At 69.2% G+C, this 26,837-nt stretch carries 22 protein-coding genes, 1 other RNA gene and 2 pseudogenes; 16 read left to right on the top strand and 9 right to left on the bottom strand.

Features of this window, described 5'->3' with window-relative positions:
* The first annotated feature begins 29 nt into the window (after positions 1-29).
* The 5 genes from BEN78_09860 (at position 30) to BEN78_09840 (ending at position 8,539) form a co-directional block, all read left to right on the top strand.
* The gene (locus BEN78_09860; protein ASR43631.1) at positions 30-599 is read left to right on the top strand and encodes a transcriptional regulator; all 570 of its coding nucleotides are present in this window, start codon (positions 30-32) and stop codon (positions 597-599) included.
* Positions 589-1,581 carry a hypothetical protein gene (locus tag BEN78_09855; protein ASR43630.1) on the top strand — a complete coding sequence of 331 codons (993 nt, stop codon included), beginning with the start codon at positions 589-591 and terminating at the stop codon, positions 1,579-1,581. Before BEN78_09860 ends, BEN78_09855 begins: the two co-directional genes overlap by 11 nt.
* 140 nt (positions 1,582-1,721) lie before the next feature.
* Positions 1,722-3,773 carry a hypothetical protein gene (locus tag BEN78_09850; GenBank protein ASR43629.1) on the top strand — a complete coding sequence of 684 codons (2,052 nt, stop codon included), beginning with the start codon at positions 1,722-1,724 and terminating at the stop codon, positions 3,771-3,773.
* A gap of 205 nt (positions 3,774-3,978) precedes the next feature.
* Positions 3,979-5,442, top strand: coding sequence for an amidase (locus BEN78_09845; GenBank protein ID ASR45058.1), 1,464 nt, complete (start codon positions 3,979-3,981; stop codon positions 5,440-5,442).
* 112 nt (positions 5,443-5,554) lie between these two features.
* The gene (locus BEN78_09840; GenBank protein ASR43628.1) at positions 5,555-8,539 is read left to right on the top strand and encodes an outer membrane receptor protein; all 2,985 of its coding nucleotides are present in this window, start codon (positions 5,555-5,557) and stop codon (positions 8,537-8,539) included.
* Positions 8,540-9,128: 589 nt separating this feature from the next.
* On the opposite strand, the gene BEN78_09835 is transcribed toward BEN78_09840, so the two are convergent.
* On the bottom strand, positions 9,129-9,989 hold the full coding sequence (locus BEN78_09835) for a YicC family protein (GenBank protein ASR43627.1): 861 nt from the start codon (positions 9,987-9,989) through the stop codon (positions 9,129-9,131).
* A gap of 129 nt (positions 9,990-10,118) precedes the next feature.
* Between BEN78_09835 and BEN78_09830 the strand changes: the two genes are divergently transcribed.
* The 4 genes from BEN78_09830 (at position 10,119) to BEN78_09815 (ending at position 14,101) form a co-directional block, all read left to right on the top strand.
* On the top strand, positions 10,119-10,847 hold the full coding sequence (locus BEN78_09830) for a ribonuclease PH (GenBank protein ID ASR43626.1): 729 nt from the start codon (positions 10,119-10,121) through the stop codon (positions 10,845-10,847).
* Positions 10,848-10,920: 73 nt separating this feature from the next.
* Positions 10,921-11,463: a non-canonical purine NTP pyrophosphatase, RdgB/HAM1 family gene (locus BEN78_09825; protein ASR45057.1), complete on the top strand. Its 543-nt coding sequence runs from the start codon at positions 10,921-10,923 to the stop codon at positions 11,461-11,463.
* A gap of 64 nt (positions 11,464-11,527) precedes the next feature.
* Positions 11,528-12,682, top strand: a complete 1,155-nt coding sequence (locus BEN78_09820; protein ID ASR43625.1) for a YggW family oxidoreductase — start codon at positions 11,528-11,530, stop codon at positions 12,680-12,682.
* A gap of 69 nt (positions 12,683-12,751) precedes the next feature.
* Entirely contained in the window at positions 12,752-14,101 is a 1,350-nt protein-coding gene (locus tag BEN78_09815) for a Xaa-Pro dipeptidase (GenBank protein ASR43624.1), read from the top strand.
* 171 nt (positions 14,102-14,272) lie between these two features.
* Here the strand turns inward: BEN78_09815 and BEN78_09810 are convergent, their stop codons facing one another.
* Together BEN78_09810 and BEN78_09805 are read right to left on the bottom strand one after the other, a co-directional pair.
* Complete coding sequence (locus BEN78_09810; GenBank protein ID ASR45056.1) at positions 14,273-15,583, bottom strand: Xaa-Pro aminopeptidase; 1,311 nt, start codon at positions 15,581-15,583, stop codon at positions 14,273-14,275.
* 13 nt (positions 15,584-15,596) lie between these two features.
* Positions 15,597-16,135, bottom strand: a pseudogene (locus BEN78_09805) (hypothetical protein).
* A 178-nt stretch (positions 16,136-16,313) separates the two neighbouring features.
* Between BEN78_09805 and BEN78_09800 the strand changes: the two are divergent.
* The 7 genes from BEN78_09800 to BEN78_09770 all read left to right on the top strand — a co-directional run bounded on the left by BEN78_09800 (position 16,314) and on the right by BEN78_09770 (position 21,136).
* Positions 16,314-18,470, top strand: coding sequence for a hypothetical protein (locus BEN78_09800; GenBank protein ASR43623.1), 2,157 nt, complete (start codon positions 16,314-16,316; stop codon positions 18,468-18,470).
* Positions 18,471-18,514: 44 nt separating this feature from the next.
* The gene (locus BEN78_09795; protein ID ASR43622.1) at positions 18,515-18,736 is read left to right on the top strand and encodes a TIGR02449 family protein; all 222 of its coding nucleotides are present in this window, start codon (positions 18,515-18,517) and stop codon (positions 18,734-18,736) included.
* Positions 18,733-19,032, top strand: coding sequence for a cell division ZapA family protein (locus BEN78_09790; GenBank protein ID ASR43621.1), 300 nt, complete (start codon positions 18,733-18,735; stop codon positions 19,030-19,032). Before BEN78_09795 ends, BEN78_09790 begins: the two co-directional genes overlap by 4 nt.
* Positions 19,033-19,183: 151 nt before the next feature.
* A non-coding RNA gene (ssrS, locus tag BEN78_09785) (6S RNA) lies at positions 19,184-19,368 on the top strand.
* Between the two features lie 54 nt (positions 19,369-19,422).
* Positions 19,423-20,016, top strand: a complete 594-nt coding sequence (locus tag BEN78_09780) for a 5-formyltetrahydrofolate cyclo-ligase (protein ID ASR43620.1) — start codon at positions 19,423-19,425, stop codon at positions 20,014-20,016.
* Entirely contained in the window at positions 20,013-20,492 is a 480-nt protein-coding gene (locus BEN78_09775) for an EVE domain-containing protein (GenBank protein ASR43619.1), read from the top strand. Before BEN78_09780 ends, BEN78_09775 begins: the two co-directional genes overlap by 4 nt.
* Positions 20,489-21,136 carry a ribose 5-phosphate isomerase A gene (locus tag BEN78_09770; GenBank protein ID ASR43618.1) on the top strand — a complete coding sequence of 216 codons (648 nt, stop codon included), beginning with the start codon at positions 20,489-20,491 and terminating at the stop codon, positions 21,134-21,136. Before BEN78_09775 ends, BEN78_09770 begins: the two co-directional genes overlap by 4 nt.
* Before the next feature lie 26 nt (positions 21,137-21,162).
* On the opposite strand, the gene BEN78_09765 is transcribed toward BEN78_09770, so the two are convergent.
* The 6 genes and pseudogenes from BEN78_09765 to BEN78_09740 form a co-directional block, all read right to left on the bottom strand.
* Positions 21,163-21,639, bottom strand: coding sequence for a hypothetical protein (locus BEN78_09765; protein ID ASR43617.1), 477 nt, complete (start codon positions 21,637-21,639; stop codon positions 21,163-21,165).
* 107 nt (positions 21,640-21,746) lie between these two features.
* Positions 21,747-23,633: an RNA polymerase sigma factor RpoD gene (locus BEN78_09760; GenBank protein ASR43616.1), complete on the bottom strand. Its 1,887-nt coding sequence runs from the start codon at positions 23,631-23,633 to the stop codon at positions 21,747-21,749.
* A gap of 54 nt (positions 23,634-23,687) precedes the next feature.
* A pseudogene (locus tag BEN78_09755) lies at positions 23,688-24,124 on the bottom strand (D-tyrosyl-tRNA(Tyr) deacylase).
* 273 nt (positions 24,125-24,397) lie between these two features.
* Entirely contained in the window at positions 24,398-26,047 is a 1,650-nt protein-coding gene (locus BEN78_09750; GenBank protein ID ASR43615.1) for an NAD+ synthase, read from the bottom strand.
* Positions 26,037-26,351 (bottom strand): hypothetical protein, encoded by a 315-nt coding sequence (locus BEN78_09745; protein ID ASR43614.1) that lies wholly within the window; start codon positions 26,349-26,351, stop codon positions 26,037-26,039. Before BEN78_09745 ends, BEN78_09750 begins: the two co-directional genes overlap by 11 nt.
* Complete coding sequence (locus tag BEN78_09740; protein ASR43613.1) at positions 26,348-26,626, bottom strand: hypothetical protein; 279 nt, start codon at positions 26,624-26,626, stop codon at positions 26,348-26,350. The genes BEN78_09745 and BEN78_09740 overlap by 4 nt, the downstream gene beginning before the upstream one ends.
* Positions 26,627-26,837 lie beyond the last annotated feature (211 nt).

Genomic DNA, 26,837 nt, shown 5'->3' with positions numbered 1-26,837 from the left:
CCGCGCGGGGAGCGCGGACCGGCGGCGCGATGGACACTGCATTGGAGACCTGGTTCCAGCGCGAGATCCTGCCTCACGAGGCCGCGCTCGTCCGCTTCCTGGCCCGCAAATGGGTGCATCCCAACGAAGTGCAGGACATCCGGCACGACATCTACATCCGCGTGCTGCTGGCTGCCGAGCGCCAGCGCCCACACTCGCCCAAGGCGTTTCTGTTCGACGTGGCGCGCAAGCTGCTGGTGGACCGCGTGCGCCGCGAACGCATCGTGGCCTTCGACCTGCTGGCCGACGTGGACAGCCTGAACGTACTGATCGACGAACTGTCGCCGGAGCGGCGCGCCGCCGGTCGCGAACAGATGCACCGCCTATCGACGCTGTTCCGGCGTCTGCCGCCGCGCTGTCGCCAGGTGGTGTGGATGCGCCGGATCGAGGATCTTCCGCAAAAAGAGATCGCCCGCCGTCTAGGCATCGCCGAAGCAACCGTCGAGAAACATCTCATGCGCGGCATCGCCCTGCTGGCCGACGCGCTGTACGGCAAGTCGGGCGAACATCGTGACACCGAGGACACGTGGACAAGGATGGCAACGCGTCATGGGCAATAGGGAACGCGACGAACAGGCTGCCGCGGCCTGGCTGCTGCGGCAAGAGAACGGCCCCTGGAGCGAGCACGACGCCGCCGAGCTGGAGGCCTGGCTTGCGCAGTCGGTCGGCCATCGGGCGGCTTACTACCGCTTCAAGGGCGCCTGGCAGGAGGTGGGCCGGCTGCAGGCGCTGCTGGGGCCAGCAGGCGCCGCGCCAGAACCGGTGCGCGCCGCGCCGCCGCCGGATATCCCGGTACGCGCGCGGCGCTGGCGCCTGCCCGGTCTGGCGGTCGCGGCCAGCCTGGTCTGCGCTGTCGGCCTGGCCGCGCTGGTGCAGTTGTCCTGGTCGCGCGACGACGTCTACGCCACCCGCGTCGGCGCGCTGGAGGCGGTGGCGCTGCCGGACGGCTCGCGGCTGACGCTCAACACCGACAGCCGCCTGCGCGTCGACATGGCCGGCGACGACCGGCGCGTGCGCCTGCGCCAGGGCGAAGCCTTCTTCGAAGTCGCCAAGGATCCGGCCCGGCCGTTTGTTGTCGAAGCGGGCGACAAGCGGGTCATTGCCGTCGGCACCGCGTTCTCCGTGCGGCGCGATGGCGACGATGTGCAGGTGGTGGTCACCGAAGGCCGGGTGCGGATCGAGACCGCAGGTGGCCGCGACGAAGTACTGCAGGCGCCGCTGCTGGAGGCAGGCATGGCGGCGCGCACGCAGGGCGACGCGGTGCTGGTGCGGGCGCGCTCGCCGGTGGAGCTTGCCCAGGATCTGAGCTGGCGCACCGGCCAGTTGGTCTTCCGTGACACGCCGATGGCCGAGGCGATCGCCGAGTTCAACCGCTACAACACCCGCAAGCTGGTCGTCGAGGATCCGGCGGTCGGCGCACTGCGCGTGGGCGGCATCTTCCGCGCCACCGAACTGGATGCGTTCGTCAGCCTGATCCAGCAGGGCTTCCCGGTCCAGGCCCAGGCCGAAGACGACCGCATCGTGCTGACCGCGCGCCAGTAACGCGCAACCTCGGCGCTGTGCTGCCCCCCTTACCGGAATGCCAGCGATCGTTCGACCTCTTAAGCTGGCGGCCCCATTCCGGGCCCGAGACCGAGACTCCCATGCCGAGATTCGAACCAGGCCGCAGCGCGCACGCGGCCATGCGGACATCCGACGCCGAAGGTTGCCGCACCGCCCTGCCCGCCCGCGCGACGTTGCGCGCGCTGGCGCTGCGTGCATCGATCGGCGCCAGCATCGCGATGGCTTGTGTGCTGCCACTGCAGGCACGCGATGGCGTTCCGTCCCCGGCGCAGGTCGTCGACCTCAAGGAGGTTGGCGACCCGCAGATCAGTCCTGACGGGGCCACCATCGCCTACACGGTAGAGACGCCGCGCCCGGCGGGCGCAACGAACCTGCGGCGCATCTGGCGCGTGGCCAGCGACGGCCGCAGCGCGCCGGTGGAACTCGCCGCGCCGGAGACCGCCGCCGACCGGATGCCGCGCTGGTCGCCCGATGGCACGCGCCTGGGGTTTTTGTCCACGCGCGCCGCGCCAGGCGAGGACACCGCGACACCGCGGGCAGCGAGCCAGGTCTGGGTCACGACCGCGGACGGCGCGACACCGCGCCCGCTGACCACCTCGGCCGGCGACGTCACCGCGTTCTCGTGGTCGGCCGACGGCACGCGCGTGGCCTACCTGGCGATCGACCCGCCCTCGCCCGAGCGTGCTGCCCGGATCGCGCGCAAGGATGACGCGGTCGAGGTCGGGCGCGATGCGCAGTTCACGCGGCTGTGGATCAGCGATGCGAACGGCCGCGATGCCCGGGCCCTGACCCCGCCGGACCTCCAGGTCCAGGACTTGGCCTGGTCGCCGGACGGCCGCAGCTTCGCGCTGCGGGTCTCCGACGAGGTCGGCCTCGGCGCGATGTGGTACCGCTCGCGGGTCGTACTGGTATCGGCCGAGGACGGCGGCATGCTGGGCACGGTCACCACGCGTGCCTCCGGTGGGCCGCTGGCGTGGTCGCCCGACGGCACCCGGCTGCTGTACGGACAGCTCGGCCCGCATGGGCACACCGCCACGCGCATGGTCTATGCCCCCACCACCGACACCCACGTCGCGCTCGCAACGGCATGGCCCGGCACGCTGCGCACATTGCAGTGGCGCGACGACGGCACGCTGGTTGGGGTCGGGCTGCGCGGCGTGCGCCCGCATCTGCTGGCGATCGACCCGAGCGACGGCGAGGTCGTGGAACTGGCCGAACTGCAAGGGCCTGTTCGCGGCCTGAGCCTGGCGCGCAACGGCCGGGTCGCGCTGGCCCATGGCCGAGCCGAGCAGCCACCCGAGGTCGGCACGTTGTCGGAAGCCGAGGTCCTGGGCGGCGGCGGCGTGACCTGGCTCACCGACACCAATCCGCAGGTGCGCGCCTGGCCGCTGGGCCAGGTCCGCGACCGCGTCTGGACAAGCTCGCGCGATGGCCGGCCGATCCATGGCGTGCTCGTACTGCCGCCCGACTGGCGCCCCGGCACGCGGCTGCCGACCTTGGTGCAAGCCCACGGCGGGCCCGCCGATGCCTGGCTGTCGGGCTGGCTGGGGTCCTGGCACGACTGGGCGCAATCGCTGGCCATGCGTGGCTACGCAGTGCTGCTGCCCAATCCACGCGGCTCCTACGGGCAAGGCGACGACTTCACCTCGCTGGCGCGCGGTGACTGGGGCGAGGGCCCATTCCAGGACGTGCTCGACGGGCTGGACGCGCTCGAGGCCGAGGGCATCGCCGATCCGGAACGCGTGGCCATCGGCGGGTGGAGCTATGGCGGCTACCTGTCGGCCTGGGCGGTCGGTCACAGTGACCGCTTCCGCACTGCGATCGTCGGCGCGGCCGTCATCGATACCGCCGTGATGGCCCTGACCACCGATGTGCCCTACGAGTACCTGCCCGGCTATTTCGGCAACGTGCTCGAGCAGCGCGAGCTCTACGACCGCAACTCGCCGATCCGCAGCGCGCACAACGTGGCGGTGCCGGTACTGGTGCTGCACGGCGAGGAGGACCGGCGCGTGCCGATCTCGCAGGGCGAGCAGTTCCATCGCGCGCTGCTGGTCAACGGCACGCCAGTGGAGATGGTGCGCTATCCGCGCGGCCCGCACTGGTTCGAGGCACGCGAGCAGGAACGCGACGTGCTCGAACGCGTAGTGGGCTGGCTCGAGCGCCATCTGTAACGCGACCACCGCGGCGATGCATCGCCGCGCAGATCGATAGCCGGAACTCGCATCCTCGTTCGACTCCACAGGCAGCGGCCCCTTTCGGGCCGGGCAAGGGGACGCACATGATCCAGGGGCGGCTTGCATGCCAGTGACACGGCGCACGGCATTGAAGATGGGGGCCGCCGCAGTGGCGGCGTATGCGGCGGGCGGCGTCGGCACCGTGTTCGCACGACCGCGCGAGGACGTGCTGGACCTGTCCGCCGTGGATCTCGCGGCGGCGATCCGCAAGCGCAGCGTCTCCGCACGCGAGACGATGACCGCCTACCTCGCACGGCTGTCGACGCTCAATCCGCGCTTCAACGCCATCGTCTCGTCGGTCGATCCCGAGCTGTTGATGCGCCAAGCCGCGGCGCAGGACGAAGACGCTGCGAAGGGCCGCTTCCACGGCCCGTTGCACGGGTTCCCGCATGCAGTGAAGGACACCGCACCGGTGCGCGGCATGCGCAGCACGCAAGGCTCGCCGCTGCTGCGCGACAACGTGCCTGCGTCCGATTCGCTGGTGGTGTCGCGGATGCGCAACGCCGGTGCGATCTTCACCGGCAAGACCAACGTGCCGGAATTCGCGCTCGGCTCGCACAGCTACAACCCGATATTCGGCGTGACCCGCAACGCCTACGACCCGCGCAAATCCGCCGGCGGCAGTTCCGGTGGCAGTGCCGTGGCACTCGCGCTGCGGATGACGCCGCTGGGCGACGGTAGCGATTTCGGCGGCTCGCTGCGCAATCCGGCGGGCTGGAACAACGTGTTCGGCTTCCGGCCGTCGTTCGGGCGTGTGCCCTCCGCGCCATCCAGTGATGTCTTCAGTCAGACCTACGCCACCTCCGGACCGATGGCGCGCACCGTGGCCGACCTCGCGCTGATGCTCTCGGTCCAGGCCGGCGCCGATCCCCGTGCACCGTTTTCGCTCAAGGACGATCCGGCGATCTTCGCCCAGCCGCTGGCGCGCGACTGGACCGGCCGGCGGATCGGTTGGCTGGGCGATCTGGGCGGCGCACTGCCGATGGAAGCCGGTCTGCTCGAGGCCTGCGAGCGCGCGCTCTCGGCGTTCCGGACCCTCGGCATGCGCGTGGACGCGGCCACGCTCCGGGAGCCGGCCGAGGCGATGTGGCGCACCGCCGTGACCCTGCGCCACCTGTCGGTAGGCGACGACCTGCGTGCCTACGCCGCCGATCCGGCCAAGCGCGCCTTGATGAAACCCGAGGCGCTATGGGAGGTCGAGGGCTTCCAGCAGCTGACGCCCGAGCGCATCGCCGATGCGCAAGCCGGACGTACGCGGATCTACGAAGCCTTCAGCAAGGCGTTCGAGCAATTCGACTTCCTGGTGCTGCCCACCGCGCAGGTGTTCCCGTTCGATGTCGAGCAGCACTGGCCGCGCGCGATTGCCGGCACGCCCATGGACAGCTATCACCGCTGGATGGAGGTGACGCTGCCGGCGACGATGGCGGGCCTGCCGGCCCTGGCCGTACCGGCCGGTTTCGGCGGACCCGACGACCTGCCGCTCGGCCTGCAGATCATCGGGCCCACGCATGCCGACCTGGCCGTGCTGCAGGTCGCGCATGCCTACGAGCAAGCCTCGCCGTGGATCGCGGCGCGTCGCCCGCCCGCACTGAACACGGACGCCTGACCAATTGCCGGGCCCGGGATTCCCGGGCCCGCACGCGCGCGTTGCCGGAAACCGCGCGCTCGTTCGACATTCCAATCAGCGGCTCGCGCTCGAGCCGAACCCGAGGAAGGCCATGCCACGTTCGAACCGCCTGCGATCCAGCCTCATCCATGCTGCCATCCTCGCCGCGCTGTCGGCCTTGTCGGCCCCGATCGCCATCGCGGCCGAACCCCGTCAGGTGGAGGTCGCCGCCGGCGACCTGGCCGATGCGCTGGACGCGCTGGCCAGACAGTTCGACGTCAATGCGATCTATCCGGCGCGCCAGGTCCGGGGCCTGCGCACCGACGGCGTCAGCGGGCTACTCGAGCCGCGCGCTGCATTCGAGGCCTTGCTCGACGGCACCTCACTGGACGTCACCGAAGAGAACGGATCGATCCTGATCCGATTGCCCGACGATGGCACCGCGACGCCCGGCGCGGCCATCGGCGCCACGTCCGGCAATGCCGCAACCAATCTCGACACGGTCCAGGTCCGGGCCTCGTCCTCACGGCTCGACCGCCCGGGTTTCGACGCGCCCACGCCGACCACGAGCCTCAGCGCACAGGACCTGGCCGTCGGTGGGCGGCCCAATATCGCCGCGGCGTTGAACGACCTGCCGCAGTTTCGCGCCGGCGTCTCGCCGCAGACCACCGGCACCAATACCGATGCCGGTTCGGCGCCGGTCGACCTGCGCGCGCTCGGCGTCAATCGCACCCTGGTGCTGATCGACGGCCGCCGCTTCTCCAGCACCAACGACCTCAACACCATTCCTTCGGTCATGGTGCAGGGCGCGGACATCGTCACTGGCGGCGCGTCGGCCGCATGGGGCTCGGGCGCGGTCAGCGGCGTGGTCAACATCGCCATCGACCGGACCTTCGTCGGCACCAAGCTCGGCACGCAGTTCGGCGTCTCCGATCGCGGCGACGCCAACGAACGGCGTTTCGAAGCGGCCTTCGGTCGCGAGTTGTTCGGTGGCCGCGGCCACCTGGTGCTGGGCGCCGAATTCCTCGACAACGATGGCCTGGTGCCCAGATCGCGCCGGCCGGACGTTGCCGGCTGGGCGACGTTGCCCGACGGCAACGGCCGCTTCGTGCTCACCCACGGCGTGTCGATTGCCGACGCTGCCTACGGCGGCCTGATCCTGTCGGGCGCGCTCGCCGGCCAGGCCTTCGAGCCGGACGGATCCTTGCGTCCGTTCAAGTACGGGCGCGTGGTCGGCGGCACACAGATGGTCGGCGGCAACGGCCCGAGCGCGGACCACTTCAGCCCGCTGGTCACCCCGCAGCGTCGCTACGCAACGATGGGCACCGCCTACTTCGACCTGACCGATGACACCCGGCTCACCCTCGATGTCCGGCATTCGCGGATGTACAACGATTACCCGTGGTTCGGCGACCACAACCGCGGCAGCACCCGCCTGCGGATCTCGGCCGACAACGCGTTCCTGCCCACACCGGTACGCGATGCGCTGGCCGCGGCCGGCGAGTCGTCGTTCCAGATGGGACGATTCAATTCCGACTTCGCGTACGCGACGATCGATTTCCAGCGCAAGACCACCGAAGCCACGCTGGCGATCGACGGCGCACTCGGTGCTGGCTGGACCTGGCGCTCGTACTACACGCATGGCGAGTACCGTCAGGACATGCGCAATCCCGGCTTCTTGCTGCGCGACAACTACGCACGCGCAGTCGATTCGGTGCTCAGTCCCACGACCGGCCAGCCGATCTGTCGCGTGGCCCTGACCGATCCGACCACCGACTGCGTGCCGATCAACCTGTTCGGCAGCGGGTCGCCGTCCGCCGAGGCCATCGCCTACGTCACCGGCGCGCCCACGCAGGAGACCCTGATCAAGCTCGATGCCGGCGGCCTGAGCCTGCAGGGCGACCCGTGGACCCTGCCTGCTGGCGATGTCTCGGTCGCGCTCGGCGTGGAGGCGCGTCGAGAATGGCAGCAGAGCACCGCGGGCGCGCTCGACACGGCAGGCGCGTTCCGCTCGTTCAGCCATGCCTCGATGTTCGGCGCATTCCGCGTCAAGGAAGCCTTCGGCGAGATCCTGGTGCCGCTGGTGCGCGACGTACCCGGTTTCAACAAGCTCGAATTCAATGCCGCGGCGCGGATCAGCGACTACGACACCACCGGTTCGATCTGGTCCTGGAAGGCCGGCGCGACCAACGAGTTCCTGCCGGGGCTGCGTGCACGCGCCACGCGCTCGCGCGACATCCGCTCGGCCAACCTCACCGAGCTGTTCACCACTGCGCTGACCGGCTGGAACAACGTTGCCGACCCCATCACCGGACAGACCGTACAGGCCCAGGTCATCAGCGGCGGCAATCCCGGCCTGACCCCGGAAGAGGCCGACACCACGACCTTCGGCATCGCCTGGACGCCGCAGTTCACCGAAGGTCTCGACATCTCGATCGATTACTTCGACATCACCATCAACGACGTGATCATGTCGCTGGGCGTGCAGGAAGTGGTCAACCGCTGCGCCCGCGGCAACCAGGTGCTGTGCGGCCGCATCACCCGCGATGCGAATGGCAGCATCGAGCTGATCCGCTCCACGCCGGTCAATCTCGCTCAGTACAAGACCGATGGCATCGACGCCGAGATCCTCTACACGTTTCCGGCCGCGCGGCTCGTGCCCTCGGCCGGCGGGCGGGTGCAGTGGCGCGCGCTGGCGACCTGGATCAATGCGCTGACGACCGACGATGGCGAGGTCAAGCTGAGCTACGTCGGCTCCCAGGGCTCGGCGTTCTCGGGCCCCGGCATCCCGCGGCTGCGCGTGACCAACACCCTCGCCTATCGCGGTGACACCTTCGGCGCCAACCTGCGGGCCCGCTACATCTCAGCGGGCAACTACAACTCGGCCGTCGACATCGTCAACAACCACATCGGCAGCGTCACCTACTTCGACTTGGGCATGAGCATGCGGACCGCGGCCTTCGCCGACTCGGACCTGGAGCTCTACGCCAACATCAACAACCTGCTCGACAAGGGCCCGCCCGCCTCATCGGCGTTCTCGGCCTACTACGACGTGCTGGGGCGCTACTACTCGGTCGGCGCGCGTCTGCGGTTCTGAGGCGGGCCGGCACGGGCGCCTTCGCTCGAGCATCTGGGACAGACACGCAAATCCAGGACATCTCGTCTTGGATTTGCGTTTTTTGGGAACAGGCGTCAGCGCGAGCGTCCGCCCCCTCCCCAGCCCTCCCCCGCAGGCGGGGAGGGAGAGAGCGCGGACGGCGGCAACACGGGGAGCTGCATGCGCCCACTCCGGCCGACAGCGGTGAACTGCAATCACTCCCTCACCCGTGCGCGGGGAAGGGTCGTCTTCGGGATATGTCTGGGCATGGGAGGCTCCCTCCCCGCGCGCGGGGAGGGTTGCGATTTGGGCGCTGCGCCAGGTGGCGCCTTACGCTCCCTCCCCCGCACGCGGGGGAGGGTTGGGGTGGGGGCGCTTTCGGTTGCATGAAAACCCAGGACATCGCGCCTGGATTTTTCACTTTGGGAACAAGCGTTCGCGCGAGCGTTCGCCCCTCCCCGGCCCTCCCCGCAAGCGGGGAGGGAGAGGAGCGCGGGCTGCGGCACGGCGCGCACCTGCGATCCAGTCCGATAAACAGTACGCAGCGATTGATTCTGCGGTGCGCGAAAGGCATGCGCCTTTCGGCGCGCTACTCGATGTTCTGCACCTGCTCGCGGATCTGGTCGATCAGCACTTTCAACTCGATCGCGGCCTGCGAACTGCGCTTGTCGACCGACTTGGAGCCAAGCGTGTTGGCTTCGCGGTTGAATTCCTGCAGCAGGAAATCCAGCCGCCGCCCCACCGGCTCGCGCTGCGCGAACACGCGGCGGATCTCGTCGACATGGCTGTCGAGCCGGTCGAGTTCCTCGTCGACGTCGAGCTTCTGCAGCCACAGCACCAGTTCCTGCTCCATCCGCCCCGGATCGACCGGCTGGGCCAGGTCGTCGAGCCGCGCCTGCAGCTTGGCGCGCTGGCCTTCGCGGATGGCCGGCATCAGCGTGCGGACCTGGGCGGCGATCGCGGCGATGCCGTCGACCCGTTCCAGTGTCGCGGCAACGAGCTTGGCGCCCTCGCGCTCGCGCGCGGCGATGAAGCCGTCGAGCACCTCGTCGAGCAGCGCCAGAACCTCGACCTGCAGCGCCGCCGGGTCCACGCCGCGCGACTGCAACACGCCCGGGAACTGAAGCAGTTCGGTCAGGCTGGCGCGCAGTTCGGGAAAGCCGGTACGCAGGTCCTGCGCCAGTTGGCCGAGTTGATCGAGCAGCGCGCGGTTGAGCTGCAGCTCGCCGCCGCCCTCGACCAGACGCAGGCGCAGGCCCAGATCCAGCTTGCCGCGCGACACGCGGGCGGCGATGCGCTCGCGTAGCACCGGTTCCAGCGCCCGCAGCTCTTCGGGCATCCGCGTGCCCAGTTCCAGGAACCGGTGGTTGACCGCGCGCAACTCGCAGCTCAGCGTGCCCCAGGGCGTGGTGCGTTCGCCCGAGGCGAAGGCGGTCATGCTGCGGATCATGGCGGTCCCGAAATCAAGCGCGATGGAGCGCGGCAGTATGCCTGAAGGCCGCTGGCGCCGAGCCGATACGACCAGCCACCCACCGGCCGGCTGCTAGAATCGCCCCCCGTTTTCCTGCAGCGACCCGACATGTCCGATTCTTCCCGCCCGAGCGGCCGCGCGCCCGACCAACTGCGCGAGGTGCGCTTCGAGCGCGGCTTCACCCGCCATGCCGAGGGGTCGGTGCTGGTGAGCTTCGGCGACACGCGTGTGCTGTGCACCGCCAGCGTCGAGAACCGGGTGCCCGCGTTCCTGCGCGGCAAGGGCGAGGGCTGGGTCACCGCCGAGTACGGCATGCTCCCGCGCGCCACCAACACCCGCAACGACCGCGAGGCTGCGCGCGGTAAGCAGGGCGGGCGGACGCTGGAGATCCAGCGCCTGATCGGCCGCAGCCTGCGCGCCTGCGTCGACCGCCGCGCGCTGGGCGAACGCACGATCACCCTCGACTGCGACGTACTGCAGGCCGACGGCGGCACCCGCACCGCCGCGATCACCGGCGCCTATGTCGCGCTGGTCGATGCGATCCGCGTGCTGCAGGCGCGTCGCGAGCTCGGTCGCGATCCGGTCCACGGCGCGATCGCCGCGGTCTCGGTCGGCGTCTACCGCGGTGTGCCGGTGCTCGACCTCGACTACGCCGAGGACAGCGACTGCGACACCGACATGAATGTGGTGATGAACGACGGCGGCGGCTTCATCGAGATCCAGGGCACGGCCGAGGGCCACGCGTTCCGCCGCGCCGAAATGGACGCGATGCTGGGCCTGGCCGAGGCCGGTGTGGCCGAGCTGGTCGCGCTGCAGCGCGCGGCGTTGGCGCGCTGACGTGGACACGTCCACGCGCACGCGCCTGGTGCTGGCCAGCGGCAATGCCGGCAAGCTGACCGAGCTGCAGGCGATGCTCGCCGACCTGCCACTGGAGATCGTGGCCCAGCGCGCACTGGGTGTGGACGACGTGCCCGAGACCGGCACCACCTTCGTCGAGAACGCGCTGATCAAGGCTCGCCACGCCAGTGCCACCACCGGACTGCCCGCGCTGGCCGACGACTCGGGTCTGATCGTCGATGCGCTCGGCGGAGCGCCCGGCCTCTATAGTGCGCGCTATGCCGGCACGCCAACCGATGACGCCGCCAACAACGCCAAGCTGCTCGAGGCGCTACGCGACGTGCCCGAGGACCGGCGCACGGCGCGCTTCTACGCGGTGATCGTGGTGCTGCGCCATGCCGACGATCCGCAGCCGCTGATCGCCGAGGGCGCCTGGGAGGGCCGCATCCTCGAAAGCCCGTGCGGCCAGCACGGATTCGGCTACAACCCGGTGTTCCTCGACCCCGAGCACGGCCTGACCGCCGCGGAGATGGCGCCCGAACTGAAGAACCGCCTCAGCCACCGGGCCCGCGCGCTCCAGGCACTGCGTCAGCGCCTGACCGGCCTGGCATCCTGATCCCTCCTGGCGGGCCCGCCCGCCCCTGGTGTCGGGCCACCCGGCCCCTCCACTCTTCCGGCCGATGCTGATTCCCCCGCCCCTGTCGCTGTACGTGCACCTGCCCTGGTGCGTGCGCAAATGCCCGTACTGCGACTTCAACTCGCACGAGCAACGCGGTGCGCTGCCGTTCGATGCCTATGTCGACGCGCTGCTGGCCGACCTCGACCAGGACTTGCCGTTGGTGTGGGGCCGCACGGTGCACAGCGTGTTCTTCGGCGGCGGCACGCCGAGCCTGTTCCCGGCCGACGCGATCGACCGGCTGCTGCAAGGCGCCTCCTCGCGGCTGCGCTTCGCCCCGGGCGCGGAGATCACCCTGGAAACCAACCCCGGCACCGCCGAGCACGGCCGCTTCGAGGACTACCGCCGCGCCGGCGTGAACCGGATCAGCTTCGGCATCCAGAGCTTCGACGATGGCTGCCTGCAGCGCCTGGGCCGGATCCACGACAGCGCGCAGGCGCTGGCGGCGGTCGCGCTGGCGCGCGAAGCGGGGTTCGACAACGTCAACCTCGATCTGATGTATGCGCTGCCGGGCCAGACACTGGCGATGGCCGAGGACGACATCGCGCGCGCGATCGCGCTGGCGCCGGCGCACATCTCGCACTACCAGCTCACGCTCGAACCCAACACCGTCTACGCCGCGCGCCCGCCGCAGGACCTGCCCGACGAGGACCTGGCCTGGGACATGCAGGAACGCTGCCAGGCGCGGCTCGCCGACGCGGGCTACGCGCAGTACGAGATCTCGGCCTACGCGCGGCCCGGCCGGCAATGCGCCCACAACCTCAATTACTGGCGCTTCGGCGACTACCTGGGCATCGGCGCCGGGGCCCACGGCAAGCTTACGCTGGGCAGCGAGCAGACGATCGCGCGCCGCTGGAAGCACAAGCACCCCACGGCCTGGCTGGCGACCGCCGGCACGCCGGACTCGATCGGTGGCGACGAGCGCATCGCCGAGGCGCGCCGGCCGTTCGAGTACATGCTCAACGCGCTGCGCCTGGTCGAGGGCTTCACGCTGCACGATTTCGAGGCCTGCACCGGCCTGCCGGCATCGGCGATCGCCGCCCCGCTGCAGGCCGCGTTCGACGCCGGCTGGCTGCACGACGACGGCGTCCGCATCGTGCCGACCGCGCTCGGCCATCGCTTCGCCAACGACGTGGTGTCGCTGTTCCTGGAAGACTGAGCCGCCCGCCCCCAGGCTTGGGGGTGCTTGCGGCAGAATAGGCGTTCACGCTTTTCCCGCAGGATCGAGATGTCCACCACTTCCGTGCCGTCCGCTGCCGACCTCTACGCCGACCACCTCGCGACGCTGTCCCAGCGCACGCACACCGCGCTCGAGCGCGCAGGCCTCGACCACCTGGTGATCCCCAGCGGCACGCTGCACTACCAGGTCTTCGACGACCGCGACTACCCTTACGCGGTCAACCCGCAGTTCAAGGCCTGGGTGCCGCTGACCCGCAACCCAGGCAGCTGGCTGGTGGTGACGCCCGGCGCGAAGCCGAAGCTGATCTACCTGCAGCCGCGCGACTACTGGCACGTCGTGCCCGAGGCGCCCTCCGGTTACTGGGTGGCGCACTTCGATATCGTCGTCATCCGCAAGCCGGAAGACGCCCAGCAGCACCTGCCCAAGAATGCCGCGCGCTGCGCGATCCTCGGTGAGCCGCAGAGCGCGCTCGGCCAGTACGGCGCCTACCGCCCGAACAATCCGCAGGCAGTGATCGACCATCTCGACTACCACCGCGCGTTCAAGACGCCCTACGAGATCGCGATGTTGCGCGAGGCCACGCGCATCGCGGTCGGCGCCCACCAGGCCGCCGAGCGTGCATTCCGCGCCGGCGCCAGCGAGTTCGGCATCCACCTGGCCTACTGCCAGGCCGCCGGCCAGGACGCCAACGAACTGCCGTACCACAACATCGTCGCGCTCAACGAACACGCCGCGGTGCTGCACTACACCGAACTCGGCCGTCTGGCACCCGACCCGGTGCACAGCTTCCTGATCGACGCAGGCGCCAGCCATGCCGGCTACGCGGCCGACATCACCCGCAGCTACGCGCGCGACACCGACAGCGAGTTCCAGGCGATGATCGGCGCCGTCGACCGTGCGCAGCGGGCGATGTGCGCGCAGGTGCGCAGCGGCTTCGACTACAAGCAGTTGCATCTGGACGCGCACTTGGCGCTGTCGGGCGTGCTGCGCGACTTCGGCGTGCTGCGCGTCTCGCCCGAGGAAGCACTGGAGACCGGCGTCAGCGCCGCCTTTTTCCCGCACGGCATCGGCCACGGCATCGGCCTGCAGGTGCACGACGTCGCAGGCTTCGCGGCCTCGGAGACCGGTGGCACCATCGCCAAGCCCGACGGCCATCCCTACCTGCGGCTGACTCGCACGCTGGCGCCGGGCATGGTGGTCACGATCGAGCCGGGCGTGTACTTCGTCGACATGCTGCTCGAGGACCTCAAGGCCGCGGGCAAGGGCGATGCGGTCGACTGGGACCGGGTCGAGACGTTCCGCCCCTACGGCGGCATCCGGATCGAGGACAACGTGGTGTGCACCGACGACGCCCCGATCAACCTCACGCGCGAGGCGTGGGAGGCATCGGCCGAGTAAGCCGCCCCACCCCACCCGTCCGGCCCGGCGCAACGCACCGGGCGTTCGGTCGGCCCGCGCGGCAGTGCCGCGCAAGCGGATCGCCCTCCCGTGCGGGGAGGGCTTTGTACTGCGGACTGAAGCATTGCCGTCATCGGCATGCGCGCGCGCTGGCCCGAAGCGACTTGGCCGTCAGCGCGCCTGCGCCATGAAGGCTTCGATCTCGTCGACCGTGCGGGCGAGGCCCGCAGTAAGTACTTCGTGGCCAGCGCGGGTGATCAGCACGTCGTCTTCGGTGCGGATGCCGATGCCGCGCCACTTCGCATCGACCGACGTGTCGTCGGCCGGCACGTAGAGCCCGGGCTCGATCGTGTAGACCATGCCCGGCTCGAGCAGGCGCGACTCGCCCTCGATGCGGTAATCGCCGACATCGTGCACGTCCAGGCCCAACCAGTGCCCGGTCTTGTGCGGGTAATAACGCTTGTAGCGGCCCTCGGCGATGCACGTCTCCAGACGGCCCTTGAGCAGACCCAGCCGCAGCAGGCCTTCGGTCAGCGCCTCGACCGCCGCGTGGTGCCCGGCCTCATAGGGCCTGCCAGGCTGTGCCTTGCTCAGTGCCGCCTGCTGCGCCGCTTCCACGACCTCATGCAGCGCGCGCTGCGCCGCGGTGAAACGGCCGTTGACTGGGAACGTCCGGGTGATGTCGGCGGCATAACCGCGGTACTCCGCCCCCGCGTCGATCAACACCAGGTCGCCGTCGCGCGCCTGCGCGGCATTGGCCCGGTAGTGCAGCACGCAGGCATTGGCGCCCGCACCGACGATGCTCTCGTAGGCCGGCACCGCATCGTGGCGGCGGAACACGTACTCCAGCTCCGCCTGCAGTTCGTACTCGCGCACACCCGGCCGCGCCGCGCGCATCGCCGCAGCGTGCGCCTCGACGCTGATCTTCGCCGCCCGGCGCATCAGCTTCAGCTCGTCGGCGGTCTTGATCAGCCGCATCTCGTCGAGCAGGTGGCCAAGCTCGAGGAACTCGTGCGGCGGCTGCGCGCCCAGCCGTACCTGCGCGCGCACACGGTTGAGCCAGCCGATGAGCTGCAGATCGAATTCGGTGTCGCGCCCGAAGTGGTAGTACACCCGGGTCCTGCCCTCGAGCAGCCCGGGCAGGATCTCGTCGAGATCGTCGATCGGATACGCATCGTCCACGCCCAACGCATCCACCGCGCCGTCGGGACCGACCCGCGGCCCGTCCCAGGCTTCGCGCTCGGCATCGCGCTCACGGCAGAACAGCAGTGCCTCGCCATGCGCACGGCCCGGCACCAGCACCAGCACCGCATCGGGTTCGGCGAATCCGGTCAGGTACCACAGGTCGGAATCCTGACGATACGGAAAGTGGGTATCGCGACTGCGGATGCGCTCGGGCGCCGAGGGCACCACCACGATCGCGTCGTTACCGGCCATCCGCATCAACTGGCGCCGCCGCTTCTGGCAGGCGGCCACGGACATCGCGTCGGCCACGTCAGTTCAACCGGTTGCGATGACGCCGGCCCAGCGCCGCATCGCCGTGCAGCAACAGCACCGCGACGCGCACGAATTCCTCGATCTCGGCGAACGCGTCTTCTTCGGCATCGTCGTCCTCGGCATCGGCCTGCGCGTCGGCCGCCGCGAGCCGCGCGAGATCGGCCAAGGCCTCGGTGCCTTCCTCCGACAGGCCCGGGGCCGCGCCCGCAGCCAGGCCGAAGCCCCAAGAAACCCGCGACACCAATCGAACAGCGCCGCGCTGCGCGCCGACAGCGTCGCGTCCTCGTCGGGCAGCACCAGCGCAAACCCGAAACTGCGATCCTCCAGCTGCGCCGCGCTGACCTCGCGCAGCCGGTCGAGCGCGCTGCCGGCCACCGGAGCAGGCAGGGCGTCATCCGCGAGCACCGGGGCCAGCCAGTCGGGCCGTGACGCCCCGCCACCGGCCAGCCAGCCGCAGAGGCTTCCATGCAATTCGCTGGCCCCGATGGCCAACTGCAGACGGCCGGTCTCGGCGTCGATCTCGGCGGGACTGGGCAGGTGTTCGGACACAGGACTCACGAGGGCGGCGAGGGACGGCGCAGTGTAGCAACCGCACCGTCGTCCCCTCATCGCCGCGCTTGTTGTCCCGGCCACGCGATGCCTAAACTCGACGCCGCCCCTCCGGCGCGGAGTCCGCGTGATCGTCCCCAGTTCGTTGCACGTTCCGGTCACTGCATTGCTGACCGCATTGCTGGTGCTGTGCGCGGTGCTGGTGCTCGGACGGCAGCGCCGGCGGGCCCGCCCCCACCCCCGGGACGAGCGGGCGGCGCGGTTGAACTTGGCGCTGTGGGCCACCGGCGAGCGCGACTGGGACTACGACATGGGGTCCGGCGAGGTCCGGCACACCGTGTGCGAGACCGACCCGCACGGCGAGGCCGCGGTCGAACACGTGGTGCCGATCGATGCGCTGCTGCACCCCGAGGACCGCCCGCGCGCCCGCGAGGCGCTGGCGCGCTATATCGCGGGCGATGGCGGCGGCCAGTTGCAACTGCAGGTGCGCGTCGCAATCGACGGCGGCGACTGGCGCTGGGTCCGCGTGCGCGGCCGCGCGGTCGCCCGTGACCGCGACGGCGCAATCTCGCGCATCGCCGGTACCGCGCTCGATATCACAGGCACGCGCGCGGCCGAGCGCGAACACCGAATCGCCGCCGAGGTGCTGCGTAGCATGCGCGAGGCGGTCGCGGTCATCGATGCCGGCTTCCGCTACGTCGCGGTCAACCCCGCCTTCCTGCGCATGACCGGCTACACCGAGAACGAGGTGCTGGGCCAGGACGCCCGTCTGCTCGACGACAACCCCGACGACGAGGACGTCTCGCGCCACCTGCGCGAAGAGGCCGCGCGCCACGGCCACTGGAGTGGCGAGTTGCGGCAGCGGCGCAAGGACGGCGAGCAGTTCCTCGCCGCCGTCGAGTGCCGCACCGTCTACGACGCCGACATGGGCCAGCCCCTGCACGTGTTCGTGCTCAACGACATCACCCATCAGAAGCGCGCCGAACAGGAGCTGCGCTACCTGGCCAACTTCGACACGCTCACCAGCCTGCCCAACCGCTCGCTGCTGTCGGAGCGCCTGTCGCGCGCGATCACGCGCGCCCGCGACAACGGCCACCGCATCGCGGTGCTGTTCCTCGACCTGGACCGCTTCAAGGACATCAACGATTCGCTGGGCCATGCCGCCGGCGACCGCATCCTGTGCGCCGCCGCCACCCGGGTGCAGCAAACGGTCGGCATGCACCACACCGTGGCGCGCCTGGGCGGCGACGAGTTCACCATCGTCATCGAGAACCTCGACGACGTGCAGGCCGCCGATCGCATGGCGCGCGAGATCATTCATGCCTTCGAGGCGCCGCTGCGCATCGACGACCGGCGGCAGATCACGATCTCGCCGTCGCTGGGCATCAGCGTGTATCCCGACCATGCGCGCGGGGCGATCGAACTGCTCAAGCAGGCCGACATCGCGATGTACCAGGCCAAGGCCGCCGGACGTCGGACCTTCAAGCGCTACGACGATGCGATGGACATCGCCGCCCGCCGACGTACCACGCTGACCGGCGCACTGCGCGAAGTGCTCGACCGCGGCGAACTGCGCCTGGTCATGCAACCGCGTCACGCCCGGGCCCAGGGCGGCATCGCCTGCGTCGAGGCCCTGTTGCGCTGGAACAGCCCGACGCTGGGCGAGATCCCGCCCAGCGAGTTCATCCCGATCGCCGAAGAGAGCGGCCTGATCCACGAGATCGGCGAGTGGGTGCTGCGCGAAGCCTGCCGCACCGTGCTGGACTGGCGCCGCCAGGGGCTGGCCGACATCTCGGTCTCGGTCAATGTCTCGCTGCTGCAACTGCTGCGCGGCGATTTCCCCGGCGTCGTGCGCCGTGTGCTGGAGGACGTCGGATTCCCGCCCCAAGGGCTGGAGCTGGAACTGACCGAAAGCGTGCTGATGGCCGACGCCGAACACGCGGCCGCGCGCCTGCAGGCCCTGCGCACGATGGGCGTGTCGCTGGCGATCGACGATTTCGGCACCGGCTACTCGTCGCTCGCCTATCTCAAGCGACTGCCGATTACCACGATCAAGATCGACAAGGCCTTCGTCGCCGGGCTGCCGGATGACCGGGAAGACGCCGCGATCACCGCCACGGTCATCTCGCTGGCACACGCGCTGGGCCTGCGGGTTGTCGCAGAGGGTGTGGAGACGGAGGCCCAACTGCGCTTCCTGGCCGACCGCCACTGCGACGAACTGCAGGGCTACTGGATCTCGCGGCCCTTGCCACCGGCCCAGTGCCTGGCCTTCGTCCGTGCCCATCCCGCCGGCGCCGCCCCGGCCGCGGACAGCCACCGCTAAGGCGCCGCCTTGACCGGCACCGGGGCGCTGCCTATCGTGCCGACATGGACACGCCCGACGTCATCACCCAGCTCGCCCGCCTGACCGCGCGCGTGGAGACGTTGATCGAGCGCGCCCGTCTGCTCCGCGACGAGAACCGCAGCCTGCGCCAGCAACAGGAAAGCATCGTCGTCGAACGTGCCCAGTTGGTGTCGAAGAACGAACAGGCGCGCTCGCGCGTCGAAGCGATGATCGCGCGCCTCAAATCCCTGGAGCAACACACGTGAGCAGTGCCAGCGAGGCGGTCAGTGTCCGCGTGCTGGACCGCGAGTACACCGTGGGCGTGGCGCCGGGCGAGCGCGACGGCCTGACGGCAGCCGCGCGCCTGGTCGACACCCAGATGCGCGAGATCCGCGGCGCCAACCGCATGGCGGCCGTCGACCGCATCGCCGTGCTCGCGGCGTTGAATTTCGCCCACGAACTGCTGCAACTGCGCCAGACCGGCGGCAGCGACGGCCGCGCGATCGCCGAGGCCATCGCGTCGCTGCATCGCCGGCTCGACGCGTTCGAAGCCGAGCTCTGATCGCGGGCCACCAGGCGCTGGAACGATGGCGGCGCGTTCCTAACCGCGCCTTCTTCGCACCACCGCCACGCGGCTGAACTTGTTCCATCGCCGAACGCACTCGCCGACGAACGGCTGCGCGTATCGGCGTTGCGGCGCTATACTGCGCCTGCGTTCTCTGCCGTGTCCGACAGCGTGCAAAACATTCGCCTTGTCCCTTAAGAACGACACCGGGGATGCAGGAAAACCGGGAGTGCATATCCGCCCTCGAGCGGAAAGCCCAAAGGAATTCCGGCGTTCCCACTTGAACCCCGGGTTCAAGGTCGTTTCGCGTGCATCGACATGTGCGGAGAACGTATTTCTTTTCGCCTGCCGCGTCGCCGGCGCTTTTTCGACGACGAGTCCGGCCGCATGACCGACCGCCCCGCCCTTCGCCGCCGCCTGCGCGACCAGCGCCGCGCGCTGCCAGCCGCGACGCGGATCGCTGCCGCCGAAGGCCTGGCCGCGCAATTGCTCGCCCTGCCCACACTGCCCGCCACCGGCTACGTCGCCGGCTATTGGGCCAGCGACGGCGAGATCGGCCTGCATGTATTCCAACTCCGTCTTCCACCCGGCCTGGTCTATTGCCTGCCGCTGCTGCACGGCGACACGCTGCGCTTCGCGCCCTGGCGCGCCGGTGATGCGCTGGTGACCAACCGCTACGGCATTCCCGAACCGGACGTCGAGCCGGCCTCGGCGCTCGATGCGCGCGAGATGGCGCTGGTGGTCGCACCGCTGGTCGGCTTCGACGCGCAGGGCCATCGCCTGGGCATGGGCGGCGGCTGGTACGACCGCAGCTTCGCGTTCCGCCGGGCGCAGGGCGCGCCGCCCATGCTGGTCGGCGCCGCCTTCGCCTCGCAGCAGGTCGACGCACTTGATGCCGCCGACTGGGATGTGCCGCTCGACGCGGTCTGCACCGAATCGGCGACCCTGTTTCCGCCCCTGCCGCCTGACGAGACGCGATGAGCACCCGCAAGCGCTATTGGCTGATGAAGTCCGAACCGGAAGACTTCTCGATCGACGACCTCGCCCGCGTCGGCACCGAACCCTGGACCGGCGTTCGCAACTACCAGGCGCGCAACTTCATGCGCGACGGCATGCGGATCGGCGATGCGGTGTTCTTCTACCACTCCAACGCGGCCGTGCCCGGTATCTACGGCATCGCCGAGGTCGCCAGCACCGCCTACCCCGACCCGACGCAGTTCGACGCGTCGTCGAAGTACTACGACGAGAAGGCGAGCCAGGAAGCGCCGCGCTGGTTCCTCGTCGATGTGCGCTACGTGCGCACACTTGCCCACCCCATCACGCTGAGCGAGATCCGCGAGCACGCGGATGCGCTGGGCGAGGAGTTCGCGCTGATCCGCAAGGGCGCGCGCCTGTCCGTGCTGCCGGTCACGGCCGCGCAGTGGAAGCTGTTGTCGTCCCTGGAGAAAAAGCGATGAGCGAAGGCAAGCGTCTGGCCGGCGAGAAGGCGATCGAATACGTCGAGGACGGCATGATCGTCGGCGTCGGCACCGGCTCGACGGTGGCGTTCTTCATCGACGCGCTGGCGAAGATCAAGCACCGCATCGACGGCGCGGTCTCGAGCTCGGATCAGAGCACCGAGCGCCTGCGCCGGCACGGTATCGAGGTGCTGGACCTCAACGCCACCGGCCCGTTGTCGCTGTACGTCGACGGCGCCGACGAGTGCGATCCGGGCAAGCACCTGATCAAGGGCGGTGGCGCGGCGCTGACGCGCGAGAAGATCATCGCCGAGGCCAGCGAGCGCTTCGTCTGCATCATCGACCCGGCCAAGCAGGTGCCAGTGCTGGGCACGTTCCCGCTGCCGATCGAGGTCATCCCGATGGCCCGCAGCCTCGTCGCCCGCGAGATCCTGGCGACCACCGGCGGTCAGCCGGTCTGGCGCGAGGGGGTGCGTACCGACAACGGCAACTGGGTGCTCGACATCCACGGTCTGGCGATCACCGATCCGGTGGCCCTGGAAGCGCAGCTCAACCAGATCCCGGGCGTGGTCAGCGTCGGCCTGTTCGCACGTCGCAAGGCCGATGTCGTCATCGTCGGCACCGCGACGCCGACGGTGCTCTGAGCAAAGGCCGCCGAGTTCCGCGGTCCTCAGCCGGCAAGCACGAAGGTACGCGGCCAGAAGGCACGCACCAGTCCGTCCATCAAAATCAGCATCACGCTCACCACCAGGCCCAGACCAAACGCCAGCCACCAAGGACGCCGTCGCTGACCGGCCGCACGGCGCCGCGCCAGTTCTCCGCCCTGCATTGCCCGCATCGTCGCCAGCATGGTCAGGCACCATGTCAGCGCCACACCGAGACGCAAAGCCCCGTCGGGCATCCCCGAGACCAGTGGCGCCATGAACCGCATTGCCCAGACGGCCACGATCGGGAGACAGATCGCCGCCAACATCTCCCCATGGCGACGCATGGCGCGGAAGTTCAGCGCGAGGATCAGCCCTCCACCAAGCAAGGATCCGAAGATCGTCGCCAGCAGCAAGCCGACGTAACCGAACATCGGAGGCAGCACCGCATCCGGCGACTCCAGTGGCGCACGCGGCGCGGTGTAAGGGTCATGCGGCGTCATCCCCATAGGGTGTCGCGAGACTGCCTCGAGGTCCAGGGCGCCGCCCTCATTGCGATCACGAAAAAGCCCGCCTTTCGGCGGGCTTTTCGCATATCAACAGCGCCAGATCACTCGACGTCGAGGAAGCTCCGCAGCTGCTCGCTGCGCGAGGGGTGACGCAGCTTGCGCAGCGCCTTGGCCTCGATCTGACGGATCCGCTCGCGGGTCACGTCGAACTGCTTGCCGACTTCCTCGAGGGTGTGGTCGGTGTTCATGTCGATGCCGAAGCGCATCCGCAGCACCTTCGCCTCGCGCGGCGTCAGGCCGGCGAGCACGTCGCGGACCGTCTCCATCAGGTTGGTGTTGGTGGTCGCGTCGATCGGGGACTCCACGTTGGTGTCCTCGATGAAGTCGCCCAGATGCGAGTCCTCGTCGTCGCCGATCGGGGTCTCCATCGAGATCGGCTCCTTGGCGATCTTCATCACCTTGCGGATCTTGTCCTCGGGCATGTCCATTTCCTTGGCCAGCTCCTCCGGCGTGGCCTCGCGGCCGTACTGCTGGAGCATCTGACGGGAAATGCGGTTCAACTTGTTGATCGTCTCGATCATGTGCACCGGAATCCGGATGGTGCGCGCCTGATCGGCGATCGAACGGGTGATGGCCTGACGGATCCACCACGTGGCGTAGGTCGAGAACTTGAAGCCGCGGCGGTGCTCGAACTTGTCGACCGCCTTCATCAGGCCGATGTTGCCCTCCTGGATCAGATCCAGGAACTGCAGGCCGCGGTTGGTGTACTTCTTGGCGATCGAGATCACCAGGCGCAGGTTGGCCTCAACCATCTCCTTCTTGGCCTTGCGGGCCTTGGCCTCGCCATAGGCCATCGCCCGATTGATTTCCTTCAGGTCAGCCAGGGTCACGCCCATGGCCTTCTCGATCGCCAACGTGGCTTCTTGCTCGGCGACGATCTGGTCGCGCACGTCCTTCAGGCCGGACGACCACTTCTGCTTGCGCTTGATCATCTCGTCCGCCCAGCCAGTATTGGTCTGGTTGCCGTCCCAGGCGCGGATGAAGTCCTTGCGGGGCATCTTGGCGACGCGGGTCGACAGGTCGAGGATGCGGCGCTCGTGGTCCTTGAGTTCGCCGACGACGTCGCGCAGCTTGCGCACCAGCAGGTCGCTCAACGGCAGCGGCAGCTTGAAGGTCATGAACTGGTCGGCCATTTCGCCGCGCAGCTTGACCACCGGCTTGGCCGACGCGCCGTTCTTGGCATAGGCCTTCTGGAACTTGTTGAACAGGTCGGCCAACACCTCCATGCGGCGCGCGACCTCGGCCGGGTCCGGACCGCTGGGGCCGCTGCTCTCTTCCTCGTCGCCGCTGTCGTCGTCGGCATCGTCGTCGTCGCTGTCGTCATCGTCCGCATCGGCGGCGACCGGCGCAGGCGCATTGCCGGCGGCGGCCTCTTCCTCGGCGGCGAGTTCTTCGAGCAGCTGGTCGTTGAAGCCGACCACGACCTCGGCCAGACGCTTCTTGCCGGCCTTGTGCAGCTCGTACTCCTCGAGCAGCAGCTGGACCGACCAGGGGAAGCTGGCCACCGAGGCCATCATCTGGTTCAGGCCTTCCTCGATGCGCTTGGCGATGGCGATCTCGCCCTCGCGGGTCAGCAGCTCGACCGTGCCCATCTCGCGCATGTACATGCGCACCGGGTCGGTGGTGCGACCGCCTTCGGTATCGAGCGAGGTCAACGCCGCGGCGGCTTCCTCGGCCGCGGTCTCGTCGACCTCGCGGTTGCCGCTCGACTCACCCGCCAGCAGCAGCGTCTCAGCGTCGGGTGCGACCTCATGGACATCGATGCCCATGCCGTTGATCATGCCGATGATGTCTTCGATCTGCTCCGGATCGACCATGTCGTCGGGCAGGTGGTCGTTGACCTCGGCGTAGGTCAGATAACCCTGCTCCAAGCCCTTGCTGATCAGGAGCTTGATATCGGACTGCTGGGCGGGACGTTCATTCGCCATGTGGCGCACCGTTGTCAAAGTGAACCCGTAATTATACCACCTGCAGGGCCGGGGTCATGCCCGCAGCAGGAAGGTGACCGGGCCGTCGTTGACCAGGCTGACCACCATATGGGCCCCGAACTGCCCCGTTTCCACCCCCCATGCCGGGCACGGCAGGCTGCGACCAAGTGACCGAAGGTCCGTTCAGCCTCCTCGGGCGGTGCGGCAGTACTGAAACCGGGCCGATTGCCCGAGCGGGTATCCGCGGCCAATGTGAATTGGCTGACCAACAACAATCCGCCGCCGGTCTGCGCCAGCGACCGGTTCATGCGCCCGGCCTCGTCGGCGAACACCCGGTAGGCCAGCAGCCGATCGGCCATCCGCGCAGTCTGTGCCTCGTCGTCCCCGGGCTCGATCCCGACCAACGCCAGCAGCCCCGGCCCGATCCGGCCCACGACTTCGCCGTCGACCCGCACCGACGCCTCGCTGACCCGCTGGATCAAGGCGAGCATGACACCACCGCCGCGGCCAGCCGCTCGGACCAGCCCCTCGCGCGCCTAGCCGCTACGCCCCATCCCAGCCTTCCCCCGCAAGCGAGGGAAGGGGCACTGCGCCGCTCCTTGCAAACATGCCTGTCGCGCGCCGCCCGACGCCTTCCCTCGCAGGCGGTGGAAGGAGCGAAGCGCGGCCCGCATCACGGCGTTTCCCTGCGTGGGGGGGAGGGCGCGAAGCGTTGGCCCCGCACCGGCCTTCCTCCAGCGTGGAGTGGAGCGGAGTGCAACCCATCAGCCCGAGTACCGGTTACTGATCGGATAGCGGCGCTCGCGGCCAAAGGCGCGGCGCGAGATCTTCGGGCCTGGGGCGGCCTGGTGGCGCTTCCACTCGCTGGTGCGCACCAGCCGCAGCATCCGGTCGACGGTGGGCGCGTCGAAGCCGGCGGCGACGATCTCGTCGCGCGACTCCTCCTGATCGACGAAGCGGCGCAGGATCGCGTCCAGCACGTCGTAGGGCGGCAACGAGTCCTGGTCGAGTTGGTCGGCGCGCAGTTCGGCCGACGGCGGCCGGTCGATGACCGCCGGCGGGATCACCGGGCTGCCGGCGACCGTGTTGCGCCATTTCGCCAGCCCGAAGACCTCGGTCTTGTAGAGATCCTTCAGCGGCGCGTAACCGCCGCACATATCGCCGTAGATCGTCGCGTAGCCGACCGCGTACTCGCTCTTGTTGCCGGTAGTCAGCAGCAGCCCACCATGCTTGTTGGACAGCGCCATCAGGATCGCGCCGCGCGTGCGCGACTGCAGGTTCTCCTCGGTCACATCGGGCGCCGCGTCGCCGAAGGCCTCAGCCAGCGTGTCAAGAAACCCCTGGAACGGCGGCTCGATCGGAATCGTGAGCATGCGCACGCCCAGGTGCTCGCACTGCTCGGCCGCCAGGTCGTTGCTCAAGCCGGCGGTGTAGCGCGACGGCAATCGCACCGCGGTGACGTTATCTGCCCCGAGGGCATCGACCGCCATCGCCAGCACGACCGACGAATCGATGCCGCCCGACAGCCCCAGCCACACCTTCGAAAAACCGTTCTTGCCGCAGTAGTCGCGCAGCCCGCGCACCACCGCGCGCCAGGCCAGCGCGTCGATGCTCTCATCGCCATCGTCGACCCAGAGCACCGGCGTAAAGCCGCGGCGCTGCCGGTCGTAATCGACCACCAGCCATTGGTCGTCGAACGCGACCGCCGCCGGGTGCACGGTGCCATCGGCATCGGCGACAACTGAGGCGCCATCGAACACCAGCGCATCCTGGCCGCCGACCACGTTCACGTAAGCCAAGGCCACACCGGCATCGCGCGTGCGCTCGGCCAGCAAGGCGTCGCGCTGGCGATGCTTGCCACGCTCGTAGGGCGAGGCGTTGGGCACGACGACCAGTTCGGCGCCGGCGCGCACGGTGTCGTCGAGCGGCTCGGGGAACCACAGGTCCTCGCACACCAACACACCGACCGGCACGCCGCGCACGTCGATCACGCACGAGCCACCATCGGGGTCGACGTGGAAATAGCGCCGCTCGTCGAAGACGTTGTAGTTGGGCAACTCGCGCTTGCGATACGTCCGCTCGACCTTGCCGTCGCGCAACACACTGGCGGCGTTGTAGAGCACGCTGCCGGCCGATTCGGGCCAGCCGACGATCGCGACAATGCCATGTACGTCCTTGGCGACCTGCATCAGCGCGGCTTCGCAATCGATCAGGAAGCCCGGCCGCATCAGCAGGTCTTCGGGCGGGTAACCGCTGATCGCAAGTTCGGGGAAAACGACGATGTCGGCACCGAACTCGGTCTTCGCCTCCTCGATCATCGCGGCGATGCGTTCGGCATTGCGCCCCACGTCGCCGACTGGAAAGTCGAACTGGGCCAGGGCGATGCGCAGGGAGCGGGCGGGGTCAGAGGCCATACGTCAGGAAATCCAGGGCTTCGATGATGCGCAGTCGCTCGCCCGACAGGTCCGCGACCTGTCGACCGAGCATCTGCATGGGTACGCTGGTGATCTGCGCAGTGTCCATCACCATCGTGTGTCCGGCGACCGGCAGCGCCGGCATCAGGCGGGTAAGCAGCGGGCCGGCCTGCTCGGGTGGAATCAGCGGCACGACGACACGCGACTCCACGGTGTCGATCAAATCGCTCTGCACGTTCAGCCAACAGGGCACCGCGCGACGCGAAGCCGGATCGGCATTGGCATAGACACAGAACTGACTCATACCCCCGTCGGGTCCTTCAGCGATGCCTTGAATGCGCGAACGTGGTCGCTGGCGAGCCCGTCGCGGGCGATGCGCGCGTTGTACGCGGCCATCGCCTCGCGGTTCTCCTCCCGCCACTGCGCGCGCCTGCGGGCGCGCACCTCGGCTTCCAACGCCTTTTCCAGCGTCGCCGACAGGTTGATGTCGAGCGCACGCGCCTGTTCGAGCAATCCCTGGTTGATGCTGACATTGGTCGCGCGCTTGCCGTAGCCGGCATAGTCTTCGCGAATGCGCATAAGGCGGCCCTCTTCGATGCGCATCGAGCATGCGCATCGACCGACGCCATGTCAACCGCCTGGTCGGACTGGCGGCCGACCGGTGCAGATACACGTCTGCCGACTGCGCGAGCGTGACCGCTCCGCAGCCCGCAGACGCGCAGAGCGGGCTTGCCCATGACACTCGACGCCACCACCGGCGGCCAATCCGCCGCTGTGAGCGTTCAGACAC

The sequence above is a fragment of the Xanthomonas citri pv. mangiferaeindicae genome (assembly GCA_002240395.1).
Lineage (GTDB): Bacteria > Pseudomonadota > Gammaproteobacteria > Xanthomonadales > Xanthomonadaceae > Luteimonas > Luteimonas citri_A.
This window is presented reverse-complemented; position numbering and strand designations above follow the sequence as displayed.